Origin of the sequence: Acinetobacter sp. IK23 (assembly GCF_035615275.1) — a bacterium.
In the GTDB taxonomy this organism is placed as follows: domain Bacteria; phylum Pseudomonadota; class Gammaproteobacteria; order Pseudomonadales; family Moraxellaceae; genus Acinetobacter; species Acinetobacter seifertii.
Window position 1 is genome coordinate 194566 of sequence record NZ_JANBNX010000002.1, and the last position, 13592, is coordinate 208157.

Consider the following 13592-nt stretch of genomic DNA (forward strand, 5'->3'; position numbering starts at 1 on the left):
CTTTAAAACCTATCTAGGCACGTATAATAAGCTCGTAACCTGTATATTTTCGAATGTTGATCACACCAATATCAAAGATTAAATATTGGCCTTTAATACCCTGTAACACACCGCGAATTTTTGGTGTTTTATCTAGGTTTAGAGATTTAATTTTTTCAGGATATTGTTCTACTGGGTAGACAAATTCGCGCGGTAACTCATCTTCAAATAATTCAACAGTTTCGTTAAATTCAAGATTTTGGCTAAATTCCTCACGAATCGTTTGAATTTTTGGTGCAAATTCTTCGATTAATTGATCACGTTGTTCTGTCAGTTTAAGAGGTTCAGCTTCACCCTTAAGGAGTTTACGCCAATCAGTTTTGTCAGCAATTAAAGAACCAAACATCGTTTCAAGCTGACCAGATAAACGGCGTGATCCAACTTTCATAATTGGTAAAGCCTGAGTTGCTCCTTGATCTAACCAACGACCTGGCATATGACTAACACGAGTAATACCTACTTTTAAAGCACTCGAATTTGCCAAGTACACAATATGGGGTTGGAAACAAACATTATGGGCAAAGTCATCTTCACGACATGTACCTAAATGGTAGTGGCATGTTTCTGGTTTCATAATGCATAGGTCACATTCAGCTTTTGTTTTAAAACATTTAAAGCAGTGACCTTGAGAATAAGACTTCGGTGTTTTAGTGCCACATGAAGTGCAATAGATATTACCTGTCCATTCGATTTCTAGTTCTTGTCCTAAATTAAAAGGAAGATCAATTTCTGAACGGTCTAATACAAATTTGTATTCAACATTTGCCTTGGTTGTCTGTTGATCAGTTACACTAGCATCTTTTAGGCCTGCATGCATTTTATGGCAAATGCCTTGTAGTTCCATAAAGTTTAAACTCACATCTTTCAATTAAGGGTTGCAGTTATGGCTGAACATAATGTCATCACTTCTATGCTAGACGATTTATCAAACGAACAGCCCATTCATACTGCACTTTGTATTGGCCAGAAAATTGACCAGAATAACGCAATTCAATGGCACTATTTTACCGTAACTGAGCTTTTAAGTCTGCCTTTTACTCAGCGTTATGACTTGGGTTTTGTATTGTTTGATACAGATGAAATGCAAAACATTGGCGATGTTCAAAAGTCACAATTATTAGTGAAGCTAAGAGATTTGTTGGCAAAACGGATTGTTGTGGTAAGCAAACGCAGTGATGAACAGCTATTACGTTCTTTAGGCTTCACGCAACTTATTGATAAAACATCACATGATAGTGATTTTGCTTTATGGCAATTTAACATTTTGACCTATAAACATGTGCCAGACTGGTTTAATTCAAAATTTTGGGCGAACCCAGAGAACTGGAATAAATTTCGCTGGTAAAAGGTAAGCAAATCTCTTTCAAAATTTAACAATTTGGCTTTTGCTGTGTTCATAAGAATCCGCGTATGCTCATGTATAAATCATGCATAAGAGATACACATGACAAATTTAAGCAGTATTGTAGAAGTTTTGGCTCAGCAAGCTTTAGGTGGGAACCAGCAAGCATCAGGTCAAGGTGGTTTGGGTGGAATTTTAGGTTCTGTATTGGGACAAATGGGCGGTAATACTTCTTCTGGTGCTCAAGGCGGTCTAGGTGGTGTATTAGGTTCGGTATTGGGACAAGTGACAGGCAACAACAATGCACCTCAAACAGGTGGTGGCGTACAAAGTTTATTAATTGCTGTTGTACCTTTAATTTTAGGTTGGGTTCAACAACAAGGTGGATTACAAGCTGCTTTAGAAAAGTTAAAAGGCGCTGGCTTAGGTAGCCAAGTTCAAAGTTGGGTTGACCCAAATCAAAGTAATAGTGAAGTTCCTACCCAGCAATTACAAAGCCTATTTAACCCAGCAGATATTGAGCAAGTTGCCCAGCAGGCTCAAGCGCCAAAAGAACAAGTTTATGGTGCGATCGCATCTGTGTTACCTCAGGTTATTGACTCTTTAACACCTCAGGGTGACAGTACAAATCATCAAGAAGCGAATCATGACATTCAAAATGTGATGAATCTGGTCAGTGGTTTCTTAAAATAAGAGATATACTTTAAAAAAAGCCGATCATTTTTATATCGGCTTTTTTAGTACGTACAATAAAATAAAAGGGCTTGCGCCCTTTTACTTTATGAAGGATGGTTAATAACTTAGAAGTTATATTCCATACCAGCACCTACAACAGTACGTTTGTCGTCTTGAGCAAGCCAGTCACGTTTTTGTTGAGCAACAATACCGTAGAAACGTGCTTGTTTATTGATTTTGTAGTCTAAGCCTACGCCGTATTGATCAATTTTACGATCTTGTTGACCATCTACAGAAGCTTTAGATGATTGGTATTGTCCTTTTACAACAAAAGGTGTTTCACCGATTTTGTAAGTTATAGCACCAACCCATGCATCTTCTTGTAAGCCTTTATATTTAGTCAACTCATCAGTTGGTTCAGCATGTTGCCATAAACCACCCAACACAAGACCAGTTGCACCAAGCTTGCTAAAATCGTAAGAACCAGTTACGCGGTAAGCATCAGAGAAAATATTGCTAAGGCCATAAGCATTGTATTTACCTTGTACGCTGTAGTTAGCAGCAGCAGCCAATGCTAAACCAATGTCTTTATTTTCGTAGCCGAGAGAGCCTGAAACTGAGTCACCAAAACCATTACGTTTGTCATCGTTACCAGATGCGCCTGGAGTTGGATCAGCAGGCGTTTCACCTTGTTGGAACATTACGTTGAATGTTACACCAGCAAGAAGTTTAGGATCAGATTCAAAACCAATAACGTTATTTAGACGTTCTTCACCATACATTGTGTTGGTAATATCTAAAATAGTGTGGTCGTTATAGATGTCTTGGTAGTTACCAGCGGCATTTTTGAAGTAAGAGTCAAATTTACCAACTTTCAATGTACCAACATTATTTGATTTGATACCGATATAACGGTTACGTTGACCAAGATCTGTACCATCACCATCAGCATTAATTTGCCATTCAGCTAAATAAACTGCTGACAAGTTATCAGTCAATTTCTCTTCGCCTTTTACCCCAATACGAGACGCGTTAGAGTTAACTTCGGTAACGTCACTTTTACCATCGAAATTTTTGTTGTCAACTTGGTCAATGGTAACATTGAGTTTACCGTACAAAGTTGGCGCTGCTTGCACCGCGTTTACGCTTAGAGTTGCAACTGCGGCAGCGAGAAGCAATTTCTTCATTGAGATTTCTCCAAAAGGTATTTTTAAATGGCGTATGCCTAGCTAACTTTTATTTTGTAGTTGGCTTATGTACAAAAAGTTACAGAAGCTCACCAACTTGCTAAGAAGTATCTGTAAACTTTGTGACAGTGGAGTGAAGAAGAAATGACAGTTTTATGACAAATAAGAATTAGAAATACTTTATTTTGTTTTGATTTTATTACACTTTTTAAATAAAAAAAGCGGAGCCTAAGCTCCGCTTTTAACTCTTTAAATCAAAGAGCTGCTTTAATTTTTTCGGCTAAAGCCTTGATTTTATCTTGATCTCCTAATTGCGCAGCATGTTTACCAAGCTGGTGAACATTTGTTGGAATTAGGTGAAAGTGAACGTGAGGGACAGTTTGTCCAGCAGCGGCGCCAGATAATTGCATGAGAACAATACCATCTAGGTTTAGTGCTGTTTCCATTGCTTTCGCAATCTTTTGCACAATCTGGATGGTGTAAGCTGCTGCCTCAGGGGGTAAATCAAGTAAAGTTACTGCAGGAGTTTTTGGAATAACTAATGCATGACCATCGGCTTGGGGCATAATATCCATAAAAGCTAGAACTTGATCATCTTCATAGAGTTTTATCGCTGGAAGTTCACCACGTAAAATTTTTGCGAAGATATTTTGATCATCATATGCCATGAATTATTCCTTTAAGTACTATTTACACTTCAATTCTTTTTGACGTTCTTTAATTGCGTCTAGACGTTGCTGCTCTTTATCAGAGAATTTTGGCTTAGTCGTATGACAGTTTTCATTACCATATTTTTCTTTAGCATCTTGGTCTTTAAAGCAAAAGCCTTTTGATGCATAAATCAAATTGTAATCATCTTGCAATTTTTGACATTCTTGCTCAGGTGTTGCAGCTTGAGCACTGAAGCCGGCAAGAGATACCATTCCAGTGAATACTGCAACCAATAATTTATTCATGAGCTTTTCCTCAGTTAAGGTATGAACCTGTACTCAATATAAGGTTTATTCCCAATATTTCAATGACTATTAATTACTCAAGTGTTATTAAAAATCACGTTTTATCTTATAATACAAAAAAGCTTTACATATCAATATCTTTTTTAAAATTTAAATTAAATCAATTAGTTATATTTTATTTTAGATTAAATAATAAAAATATATACATAATAAATATTTTAAACGATTATTAAAATTTCATAGTGATGAATTAAATACGCTATATGAGTAACATCGGTTCTTGTTTATGTAATCAAGAAAATTTCTATATTTCTTTAAATGAAAACTATTTATTACTGTCATTGCAGTTTATGGCGAAAACAAACGGGTACGAGAGCGAATGCGGGACTTTGGTCGAAGAAAGCTTTTTGTATAAAGTCAAAACATGAATGGGGAGGTTAGCGAAGGCTCATGAAAGTTTTGAATGTTTGCCTGTTATTAAAGAATTTTTAAAGTACTTCGAATAACATCTTTTTAATTTTATATCTTTTAATATTTCTTAAGTGTTCGTTACATAAATGATGTGTGTTAACTGTTGAATATATCCTGTATTTAATTGAGCATGAAATGACATAACTTAAAAAGGATGAATCACATGATAGATGAAGAAAAGCCTTTAAACTTTGAAGATGATGAAGAGCCTCTTGATTTTGAAGATGAAGAATTTATAGACGATAAAAAAGAGGATGAAATGTATAACTCGATCACTAAGGATGGATCTAGTGTTGATCCTGCCGATGACGGAACAAGACATATTCGTCCTGAAGACGGTGATCCGATAGAACTTGATGAGTAAAAACATCAATTCAAATAATATTATTCTTTTTAATATTTAAGTATAAGTGTAATTTCCGATCGCTGTCACAAACAGCAAAAGTCCTGAATGATCAGCGCAAAAAATCAAAAAGGGTAGAGCCTGCTTACAAAGCGGGCTTTTTATTTTTTGTATAACTTTAAACTGAAAAGTTGGCTTACTGAGAAGAAAATATTCTTGTTTTTAAACTAATAAAATATACATCAAAATAATAGCTTACAGCTAAATACTCCACTTATTTATAGTGAGCATTTAAAAGAAGCACGAATGTAAATAATAAAAATAAAAAAAGTAGAAAAGCCATAAGTTAAAGCATATCGTTAAATTATTTAGGTATTTTACACAATTTAACATTTTATGCAAATTGGTTTGCATTTTATTAAGATTTGTTAAAACTCGATCAAAGCCTGATCGTTTTAAATATATGACAATTTTTGTTTAATTTGATAGATTGTTTTATTTTTTACAACAATGGGTAGGTTATATGGAAAAATTGTTATTCGCTTTTGCTGTGGTACTGACGCTGAATGGTTGTGCATCACTCACTCATAAAGCTGATGAAAATTATGTTAGCAAGTCACCAGTTACTCCGGTGAATACCGCATTTAATGGAACGAAAGTACCTGAGCATGGAATTTTTACTGAGCAAGATATTGCTAACATGCCTGAACATTCAAATATCAATTCACGTTATGAGGTAGCATTTTAATAAGTGAACAAAATTTGAAATTGAATAGTTAAACTAAATAAACTGGTCAATTAGCTGAAATATTAAATTTACTAGCATTACTATTTAGTAAAAGCTGCTAAGTATAAAACCACCAGTTTGGTGGTTTTTAAAAAGATAAAATGTTAAATTTTAATCATTGAAAAAATTGGTTTTATAAATGAAAAGTATCATTATTTTTACTTCTATATTTTTATTATGCGGGTGCGCAATTAATACTAAGTCATTATCATCACCAAAAAGTAATGATGATAAAACGATATTAGAAGCTGAAAAATATAAGCAACAATATCAGAAAAAAATCTTTCGAACTTGGGATGTCCCGTCATCTTCATCTGGTATGAGTGCTAGTGTTAAAGTTTTTTTAACTGACACAGGTCAAATTGAGCAAATTATTTTTCTTGATAAAGAAGACCTAAAGTTTAAATCAAGTATTGAAAAAGCTATATGGCGTTCAAGTCCATTTAATTTACCTTCTAATCCTGAGGTTCGAAAACAAGCTAGAAAATTCAATATAAAATTTATATCTAAGTAAATTTTTTAATATGAACTTGTTCTTTACTTCAAGAAACCACCGGCAGGTGGTTTCTTTGTTTTTATAGTGAATTTTACGATCTATTAATAACTTTAAGTTATTAATTATTTAAAAACTAATCATTATTTTTTATCAGCTTTTTCTTCTATGTTTAGTTTATCGAAAAAGAGGAATAAGCCATGTTGAATCAACATGAGATTAATTTAAAGCAGTACCACAATAAATCTTTAAGTTATTTGAATAGCACCGCTCATTCTGAAGGGGTTGAATTTGATAAATTTATTAAAGAAATTGAGAAATACCCAAATGCGGTTGTTTTAGATTTAGGTTGTGGTGGTGGTCATGTGGCTTATAACGTTGCTCATCATGCTGATCTGGTTTTTGCTTATGATTTATCTCATGAAATGCTCGATACTGTTTCAAAAGCTGCCAATGACCGAAAAATAAAGAATATCTTTGTACAACAAGGTATAGCTGAAGATATGCCTTTTACAGATGAGCAGTTTGATGTAGTCATTAGTCGATATTCTGCTCATCACTGGCAACATGTACCGACGGCCATGAAAGAAATAAACCGGGTTTTAAAACCTAATGGTACCGTTATTTTTGTTGATATTGTTAGCTCAAGTTTTCCCATATTAGATACCTTTTTGCAAACTATAGAAGTGATTCGAGACCCGAGTCATGTAAGAAATTACAGTATTAAAGAATGGGTTTACTTTATCGAGGACGCTGGCTTTGAGTTAACTGCTTTAGACAAACAATCACTCATGCTAGATTTTGATAGTTGGGTACAGCGTATGAAAACACCTGAAGATCAGATAAAAACGCTTAAATATCTACAAGAAAATGCATCAGATATCGTCAGAAAATATTTCAACCTTCAAAAAGACGGGAGTTTCGAAAGTAAGGTAGGGTATTTTGTATTTAAAAAGATATCTTTTTAACTCAGTTGTATGTTGAAGATTTCTAATATTAGCAATCTTCGAAACTGATCAAATATACAGTTATGGTTTATAAAAAATGAAAAAGCCCTTTATATCAGGGCTTTTTCGTAGTTGTTTTTAAATTTTAGTCGAACGTTCCGTCAACCAATCAGCCAGTTTAGGCCAAAATTCTTGTGCACTTGCTTGGCTAGACATCAGTCCTAAATGACCTCCGGGAATAAGAGTAAAGGTTACATCTTGGCTACTGGTTAATTGGCTTAATGGTTGAGCAGCATCTGCTGTGACCAACTGATCGCTACGACCTGCACCGACTAAAAGAGAACAATCAATATTTTTTAATTCAATTTTTTTATCTTTTAATTGAATAGAGCCTTGATTCAACGGATTTTGTAGCCATACGTTGAATAACATGTCCTGATTAATACCACCAGGATAATCAATCATATTGTTTAAAAAACTACTTAATGTGGCGTGCTCTTGTACAAATTGAAGGTCATGAAGGTTTTTGAGTAATTGAATATGACCGTCGAACCAGCCTTTAGGGTCAAGAATTTTAAATCCTAGAGAATTTAAAATACCTGGAGTATGGATCAACCGCTTTGGTAAACCAGAATAAATACGTTGCTGAAGTTTTTTATTATGACCAATAGCATTATTTATGGTTCTGTAGAGTTTTCCAATATAACCAGATGCATAACTATTGATAGGGCTGCCTAACACTATAAGGTTTTTGACATAATTAGGTTGGTTATGTGCCGTATATAAAGTAACGAATATGCCTGCCATACTCCACCCATGTAGCGAAATTTGATTGCTACCTGAATGCGTTCGTATTACCTCGATGGCTTTAGGAATAAAATCTTCAATAAATGATAAAAAGTTTAGATGTCTATCTTTAAATCCTAAACGTCCCCAATCGACAAGGTACACGTCGAAACCTGCATTCTGGAAATGTTTAATAAGAGAACGATAAGGATATAAATCATAGATCGCCATATTAATCGCTAAAGGTGCAACAAAAACTAAAGGTTCTTTAAAGCGCTTTTGAGCAGCCGCATAGTAACGAATGCGAGTTTCATTAAATTGACCAATAACTTCGTAATGCGTGCTTTGAGACAACACCAGTGTTTTGGGGTGGAATAGTCGGGTAGAGAGGTGCTTGATTTGACTTTGTTCAGAGACAAGGGACTTTAAGCGTTTCATCTTGTTTTACCAACTATACTAAAGATTGATTGAAGTCTAAGCGATAATTTTCAGGTTTACCTTGACCTTAAATACCCTAGGCACTCAAAATGATGATAGTTTTTAGTACATGACCAGTAAAGGCGAACATTTAATGAACCAGTCTGATGATTTAGAATACCAACTTGATACTTTAGCCATTCGTACCGGACATACTCGTAGTTTTGAAGGTGAGCATGGTGAACCGATTTTTTTGACTTCATCTTTTGTATATGAAAATGCTGCTGAAGCGGCTGCAAAATTTTCTGGTCAAGTTCAAGGAAATATCTATTCACGTTTTACCAATCCGACTGTATCGATGTTCGAAAAACGCTTAGCAGCTTTAGACGGTGCTGAACGTGCTGTTGCGACAAGTTCTGGTATGGGCGCAATTCTGTCGATTGCTATGGCTTATCTAAAAGCGGGTGATCATGTCATCTGTTCAAGAGCAGTTTTTGGTTCAATTGTCGCTCTATTTGAGAAATATATTGCCAAGTTTGGTGTAGATATTACATTTGTTGATTTACGTGACTTAGATGCATGGAAAAATGCAGTACGTCCCGAAACTAAACTTTTATTTGTTGAGTCACCATCAAATCCATTAGCTGAAATTGCTGATATTCAGGCACTTGCAGATATTGCGCATGCAAATGGCGCATTGCTTGCGATTGATAATAGTTTTTGTACACCTGTTTTACAGCAACCATTAAAATTTGGCGCAGACCTTGTCATTTACTCTGCAACTAAATATTTAGATGGACAAGGGCGAGCATTAGGCGGTGCAGTTGTTGGTAAACATCAACTTTTAGAAGAAGTTTTTGGTGTTGTCCGTACTTTGGGCCCATCTATGAGTCCATTTAATGCATGGGTATTCCTAAAAGGTCTAGAAACCTTACGTTTACGTATGAAAGCCCATTGTGAAAGTGCTCAAAAGCTTGCCGAATGGTTGTCTACTCATGACAAAGTAGAAAAAGTCTATTACGCAGGCCTTCCAACTCACGAAGGACATGAACTTGCAGCAAAACAGCAAAATGGTTTTGGTGGGATTGTTTCTTTCGTTGTTAAAGGTGAACGTGAAGGCGCTTGGAAAGTAATTGATAACACCAAATTTATTTCAATTACTGGTAATTTGGGTGATGTGAAGTCAACAATTACCCATCCTGCGACAACAACACACGGCAAACTTTCTGCTGAAGCCAAACAAGCAGCAGGAATTCAAGAAGGTTTAATCCGTGTTTCAGTTGGTTTAGAAGATATTAATGATATTATTGGTGATATCTCACGCGGATTAGATTTAATCTAAATAATTTATATATTTAAGACTGAGCCATACTTATTTTAGTATGGCTTTTCTTTAAATTCACTTTTACTTTTAACCAACCATTGAAATAAAAAAACTACATTTTGTTATAAATGACTTTAAAATCGAAACGTAAAAAAGTTCTAAAGTTAATAAAAATAACAAAGCGAGTTTTAACCATGCTTAAACCTATAATTTTTTTAGTCGCTATAGGGGCAATTGGTTTAATTGGATATAGAGTATTTGCCCAAAAAGATGAACCAACTCAAATCAGCGAAACTGTGTTGTTGATTAAGGATGCGAACAAATCAGTTGAGGATGCCGATCATTCAATTGAAAAAGCAAATGCCTCTTTTCAAAAAATGCCTTTAAATGAATACAAACCCGATAATAAAAATCTTCAAGCTTCACAGTAGTGTCAGTTAAATTAGAGAACCGGTTCCTAAGTCTCAAAACTTTTGTATAGAAAACTTTAAATGGATGAGTTAACGAAAATAGTTTCATAGATACCAATAGAAAACATTAATTTATTGTGTCAGAATTGCGGATTAATTTTGATTTAAACGTAATGACCTCAATGATCTTGATGATCGGTCGGGGTAATAAAAGAGTTTAAGTTCCGAAGTGTTATGTGACTATCAATCATATTTGATAGAGATACGGAGTTAGGTTTATGAATATCAATATGCTCATGCAGCAAGCGCAGCGCATGCAAAAAGATATGGAATCAAATATAAAAAAGGCCAAAGAAGAGCTTGCTCAAACTGAAGTACATGCTGAAGCTGGCGGTGGTTTAGTTAAAGTAACAATGACTGGTCGTTATATCGTAAAACGTATCGAAATTAATCCAGAATTACTTCAAGATGAACCAGACATGATTGAAGATTTGATTGCTGCGGCGGTTAATGACGCTGTGCGTCAAGCAGAAGTAATTTCTGAAGAGAAAATGCAAAAAGCTAACTCAGGTATGGGTTTACCTCCTGGTTTAGCAGGCATGTTCTAAGGAAATTCAGTGTTTAGTGATAGATTTGAACAACTCGTTCAAGCTTTACGTATTTTGCCTAGCGTTGGACCGAAGTCGGCCCAACGTATGGCTTTACATCTGTTGATGAAAAATCGTGAAGGTGCCTTTGCTTTAGCGCATGCTCTACATGAAGCATCAAGTTATATTCATGAATGTAGTGTTTGCCACTCTTTAACAGAGCACGAAATTTGTGACATTTGCGCCTCAACAGAAAGAGAAGATCAACTGCTTTGTGTAGTTGAGTCTCCGGCAGATGTGATGGCAATTGAGCAAAGTGGTAGTTTCCGTGGCAAATACCATGTATTAGGTGGTCATCTTTCTCCATTAGATGGGATCGGGCCAGAGGAAATCGGTATTCCTTACCTAATTCAACGCTTAAGCCAAGGTACTATTGAAGAAGTTATTTTGGCAACTAATGCTACAGTGGAAGGTCAGGCGACAGCACACTATTTGGTCGAAGCCACGAAACATTTACCTATTCATATGACACGTATTGCTCAGGGTGTACCACAAGGTGGTGAACTTGAATATGTTGATAGTCATACATTAAGTCAGGCTGTTCATAACCGCATGCGTATGAAATAAGTACTTCGGTGCTTATTTCAAAGTTTTTAAAATCAATCCTATTATTAAAAATAGTTTTAAAAGACAAAATTTTAAAAATTACTTAGTGAATATATAAATTAAAAAGAAGCGGTTGTGCAAAAATAAATTTTATAAGGGTGTTAAATTGAAAAACTTTAAAATAATGATCAAAAAATTATCTCTTTTTAGGGAAATTGTTCAAAAATAGATTATTCATCCGAGATTCAGTAGCATTTTTCTATTGCTATGTTATATATACCAGAGTTTAAAGCACTCTTTGCATTTACTTGAGAAAGCATGTTTCAGTTTATCCAACAGCAAACCGAATTGGTTGATGTTCTTCAACAAATGGATCAATGTTCAACATATGGACTTGATACAGAATTTATTAAGGTTGACACCCTTTGGCCTAAACTTGGAGTATGTCAGGTCAATGTCAACGAAAACGTATATTTGTTGGATGGGGTATCGTTAGATTTAACTGAGTTTTGGAAAAAAATCTTTGTTGCTCAACAAAATATTTTTCACGCATGTAGTGAAGATATCGATTTAATTTACCACTATGCCGATGAACAAAACCTGTTAAATGTTTTTGATACTCAAGTTGGACTTTCTTTTCTCGGACATGGTTTACAAGTCAGCTATCAAGGTGCTTTAAAGCTTTGTTTAGACATTGACATTGAAAAAGATCAAACACGTTCAGACTGGTTGGCGAGACCTTTATCTCCTCAACAGCTATGTTACGCTGCAAATGATGTTTTATATCTTATGCAATTGGCTACCCATATTCAGGAGCAGCTTAAGCAAAAAGGGCTTTACGACTATGTTGTTGAAGATTGCAGTAGTCTCACCAAAGAAATTATTAGTGAAACACCAACTTCATTGCTTTATACAGATGTAGGGAATTATCGACATTCGCGTCGTCAATTAATGCAGTTGCAGAATTTGAGTGAATGGCGCGAACATATAGTTAAAGCAACTAACCAGCCACGTAGTTTTGTTCTTAGAAACTCGACAATGATTGATTTAGTCGAAAAGAATCCGCGTAATAATTTCCAATTATCTCAAGTCAGAGATATTCGTCCAAATGTTGTTCGTGAATATGGGAAGATTATTCTGGATCTTTTAAAAGACTTACCAGTAGAAGGGCAATGGCCAGCTAAAATTGCTAAACCTTTTAAAATTACTTCAAAAGAAACTTTAGATAAAATGGATGCGTTAATTGCTAATGCTATAGAGCAGACCTCCATTCCAAAAGAAGTTTTGCTTCGTAAGAAATGGTTAAATGCGATTCATCAGCATGTGCTTTCTAAAGGTGACGAACAGGATTTACCTGATTACTTGTTGGGATGGCGTTACGAATTACTCACCAAACCGCTTATTGAACTATTTACAGAAGAGAAGGCAAGTCTCTTATTTTAAATTTATAAAGGTGTTTTTAGTTCAAATAAACTCCTTGTATTTAAGAAATAGTTTGATTGGTTGATATTTATTCAAATAATGCTTGTTAATATTACTTTAAAATAAGACTATTTTATAAGTTCAGCTTTATGAACTTAATTTTTTATTTAGCGTTGCTTTATATTAGTAGGCTTTTTTAAAGTTTAATTACTATAAATATGAGTTAATCTTAATTATATATACCTATGCTGAATTAAATTAACTTTATTCATGAGAAAAATTCAATTGCGTATATATACAGGTCTGTATATTCTTGGCAGCAAGAAAAACAATTTCAAAATAAATAATATATGACTATAAGTTTGTTTCGGTGCAGAAATATAGAGGCCTTCTCGGGGAGAGGAGGCCTCTAATTTTATTTGTGCAATCTTAAAAAGTTTTTAAAATCAATAATAAGTTAATATTGAAATTAATTTTTTATGCTATAAATAAAGCTTACTAATAACTAGAGAGATAAACATGACTAATAATTTTAATGCTGAACAAGCAAGAAAAAATGCTAAAGATGTAAAAATTGATCAAACAATATTGTTAGAAAAAATCTTATCTGGAACCGAGGAAATTTCCAAAGAAGGTAAACGCCGAGCAGTGTTTCAATTTCCAATAGATGCCTTACATCCTGAACATATTACTCAAGTAGAAGAAGAGCTAAAGGCTCGAGGTTTTAATATTTCAACCAATATTGAACAGTCTGGTACAACGGTCAATATTGAAGTTAGTTTCTAAATTTTTTATCAGAC

Annotated in this window: 17 protein-coding genes; 12 read left to right on the top strand and 5 right to left on the bottom strand. The window is 34.5% G+C overall.

The annotated features are described in order from the left end of the window. Nucleotides 1-13: 13 nt before the first annotated feature. Nucleotides 14-883, bottom strand: a complete 870-nt coding sequence (locus MSG95_RS02860; protein ID WP_324624577.1) for a DUF2797 domain-containing protein — start codon at nt 881-883, stop codon at nt 14-16. A 39-nt stretch (nt 884-922) separates the two neighbouring features. Here MSG95_RS02860 and MSG95_RS02865 point away from each other — a divergent pair, with 39 nt between their 5' ends. Both MSG95_RS02865 and MSG95_RS02870 read left to right on the top strand, forming a co-directional pair. After that, nucleotides 923-1384: a DUF6231 family protein gene (locus MSG95_RS02865; protein WP_077165486.1), complete on the top strand. Its 462-nt coding sequence runs from the start codon at nt 923-925 to the stop codon at nt 1382-1384. 99 nt (nt 1385-1483) lie between these two features. Beyond that, a complete protein-coding gene (locus tag MSG95_RS02870; RefSeq protein ID WP_077165487.1) occupies nt 1484-2074 on the top strand; it encodes a YidB family protein in 591 nt (196 codons plus the stop codon). Nucleotides 2075-2181: 107 nt separating this feature from the next. Here MSG95_RS02870 and MSG95_RS02875 read toward each other — a convergent pair whose 3' ends face one another. The 3 genes from MSG95_RS02875 to MSG95_RS02885 all read right to left on the bottom strand — a co-directional run bounded on the left by MSG95_RS02875 (nt 2182) and on the right by MSG95_RS02885 (nt 4199). Continuing rightward, nucleotides 2182-3243 (bottom strand): porin, encoded by a 1062-nt coding sequence (locus tag MSG95_RS02875; protein ID WP_004701846.1) that lies wholly within the window; start codon nt 3241-3243, stop codon nt 2182-2184. Between the two features lie 254 nt (nt 3244-3497). After that, nucleotides 3498-3911, bottom strand: a complete 414-nt coding sequence (locus MSG95_RS02880; RefSeq protein ID WP_000312749.1) for an HIT family protein — start codon at nt 3909-3911, stop codon at nt 3498-3500. Between the two features lie 18 nt (nt 3912-3929). Next, nucleotides 3930-4199 carry a YARHG domain-containing protein gene (locus MSG95_RS02885; RefSeq protein WP_004701840.1) on the bottom strand — a complete coding sequence of 90 codons (270 nt, stop codon included), beginning with the start codon at nt 4197-4199 and terminating at the stop codon, nt 3930-3932. A 634-nt stretch (nt 4200-4833) separates the two neighbouring features. Between MSG95_RS02885 and MSG95_RS02890 the strand changes: the two genes are divergently transcribed. The 4 genes from MSG95_RS02890 to MSG95_RS02905 all read left to right on the top strand — a co-directional run bounded on the left by MSG95_RS02890 (nt 4834) and on the right by MSG95_RS02905 (nt 7261). After that, nucleotides 4834-5034: a hypothetical protein gene (locus MSG95_RS02890; RefSeq protein ID WP_019459061.1), complete on the top strand. Its 201-nt coding sequence runs from the start codon at nt 4834-4836 to the stop codon at nt 5032-5034. A 502-nt stretch (nt 5035-5536) separates the two neighbouring features. Continuing rightward, nucleotides 5537-5761, top strand: coding sequence for a hypothetical protein (locus MSG95_RS02895; protein WP_077165366.1), 225 nt, complete (start codon nt 5537-5539; stop codon nt 5759-5761). Nucleotides 5762-5939: 178 nt separating this feature from the next. After that, nucleotides 5940-6314 (top strand): TonB C-terminal domain-containing protein, encoded by a 375-nt coding sequence (locus MSG95_RS02900; protein ID WP_077165367.1) that lies wholly within the window; start codon nt 5940-5942, stop codon nt 6312-6314. Nucleotides 6315-6493: 179 nt separating this feature from the next. Further along, on the top strand, nt 6494-7261 hold the full coding sequence (locus MSG95_RS02905; protein ID WP_077165368.1) for a class I SAM-dependent methyltransferase: 768 nt from the start codon (nt 6494-6496) through the stop codon (nt 7259-7261). A 117-nt stretch (nt 7262-7378) separates the two neighbouring features. On the opposite strand, the gene MSG95_RS02910 is transcribed toward MSG95_RS02905, so the two are convergent. Next, nucleotides 7379-8464, bottom strand: coding sequence for an alpha/beta fold hydrolase (locus MSG95_RS02910; protein WP_077165369.1), 1086 nt, complete (start codon nt 8462-8464; stop codon nt 7379-7381). A 133-nt stretch (nt 8465-8597) separates the two neighbouring features. Between MSG95_RS02910 and MSG95_RS02915 the strand changes: the two genes are divergently transcribed. The 6 genes from MSG95_RS02915 to MSG95_RS02940 all read left to right on the top strand — a co-directional run bounded on the left by MSG95_RS02915 (nt 8598) and on the right by MSG95_RS02940 (nt 13578). Further along, nucleotides 8598-9785, top strand: coding sequence for an O-succinylhomoserine sulfhydrylase (locus tag MSG95_RS02915; RefSeq protein WP_213033555.1), 1188 nt, complete (start codon nt 8598-8600; stop codon nt 9783-9785). Between the two features lie 176 nt (nt 9786-9961). Further along, nucleotides 9962-10198, top strand: a complete 237-nt coding sequence (locus MSG95_RS02920) for a hypothetical protein (protein WP_039251311.1) — start codon at nt 9962-9964, stop codon at nt 10196-10198. A gap of 257 nt (nt 10199-10455) precedes the next feature. Continuing rightward, nucleotides 10456-10785: a YbaB/EbfC family nucleoid-associated protein gene (locus MSG95_RS02925; RefSeq protein ID WP_002113538.1), complete on the top strand. Its 330-nt coding sequence runs from the start codon at nt 10456-10458 to the stop codon at nt 10783-10785. A 9-nt stretch (nt 10786-10794) separates the two neighbouring features. Beyond that, nucleotides 10795-11391 (top strand): recombination mediator RecR, encoded by a 597-nt coding sequence (recR, locus tag MSG95_RS02930; protein WP_004701819.1) that lies wholly within the window; start codon nt 10795-10797, stop codon nt 11389-11391. Nucleotides 11392-11688: 297 nt separating this feature from the next. Beyond that, nucleotides 11689-12813 carry a ribonuclease D gene (locus tag MSG95_RS02935; protein ID WP_068934503.1) on the top strand — a complete coding sequence of 375 codons (1125 nt, stop codon included), beginning with the start codon at nt 11689-11691 and terminating at the stop codon, nt 12811-12813. Nucleotides 12814-13311: 498 nt separating this feature from the next. Then, a complete protein-coding gene (locus MSG95_RS02940) occupies nt 13312-13578 on the top strand; it encodes a hypothetical protein (protein ID WP_068934500.1) in 267 nt (88 codons plus the stop codon). Nucleotides 13579-13592 lie beyond the last annotated feature (14 nt).

What these genes read in the sequence shown, in the direction of transcription:
- MSG95_RS02935 (WP_068934503.1), top strand. Translation starts at nt 11,689, where the DNA reads ATGTTTCAGTTTATCCAACAGCAAACCGAATTGGTTGATGTTCTTCAA.
- MSG95_RS02890 (WP_019459061.1), top strand. Translation starts at nt 4,834, where the DNA reads ATGATAGATGAAGAAAAGCCTTTAAACTTTGAAGATGATGAAGAGCCT.
- MSG95_RS02910 (WP_077165369.1), bottom strand. Translation starts at nt 8,464, where the DNA reads ATGAAACGCTTAAAGTCCCTTGTCTCTGAACAAAGTCAAATCAAGCAC.
- MSG95_RS02940 (WP_068934500.1), top strand. Translation starts at nt 13,312, where the DNA reads ATGACTAATAATTTTAATGCTGAACAAGCAAGAAAAAATGCTAAAGAT.
- MSG95_RS02920 (WP_039251311.1), top strand. Translation starts at nt 9,962, where the DNA reads ATGCTTAAACCTATAATTTTTTTAGTCGCTATAGGGGCAATTGGTTTA.
- MSG95_RS02880 (WP_000312749.1), bottom strand. Translation starts at nt 3,911, where the DNA reads ATGGCATATGATGATCAAAATATCTTCGCAAAAATTTTACGTGGTGAA.
- MSG95_RS02865 (WP_077165486.1), top strand. Translation starts at nt 923, where the DNA reads ATGGCTGAACATAATGTCATCACTTCTATGCTAGACGATTTATCAAAC.
- MSG95_RS02915 (WP_213033555.1), top strand. Translation starts at nt 8,598, where the DNA reads ATGAACCAGTCTGATGATTTAGAATACCAACTTGATACTTTAGCCATT.
- MSG95_RS02860 (WP_324624577.1), bottom strand. Translation starts at nt 883, where the DNA reads ATGGAACTACAAGGCATTTGCCATAAAATGCATGCAGGCCTAAAAGAT.
- MSG95_RS02875 (WP_004701846.1), bottom strand. Translation starts at nt 3,243, where the DNA reads ATGAAGAAATTGCTTCTCGCTGCCGCAGTTGCAACTCTAAGCGTAAAC.
- MSG95_RS02885 (WP_004701840.1), bottom strand. Translation starts at nt 4,199, where the DNA reads ATGAATAAATTATTGGTTGCAGTATTCACTGGAATGGTATCTCTTGCC.
- MSG95_RS02925 (WP_002113538.1), top strand. Translation starts at nt 10,456, where the DNA reads ATGAATATCAATATGCTCATGCAGCAAGCGCAGCGCATGCAAAAAGAT.
- MSG95_RS02895 (WP_077165366.1), top strand. Translation starts at nt 5,537, where the DNA reads ATGGAAAAATTGTTATTCGCTTTTGCTGTGGTACTGACGCTGAATGGT.
- MSG95_RS02870 (WP_077165487.1), top strand. Translation starts at nt 1,484, where the DNA reads ATGACAAATTTAAGCAGTATTGTAGAAGTTTTGGCTCAGCAAGCTTTA.
- MSG95_RS02905 (WP_077165368.1), top strand. Translation starts at nt 6,494, where the DNA reads ATGTTGAATCAACATGAGATTAATTTAAAGCAGTACCACAATAAATCT.
- MSG95_RS02900 (WP_077165367.1), top strand. Translation starts at nt 5,940, where the DNA reads ATGAAAAGTATCATTATTTTTACTTCTATATTTTTATTATGCGGGTGC.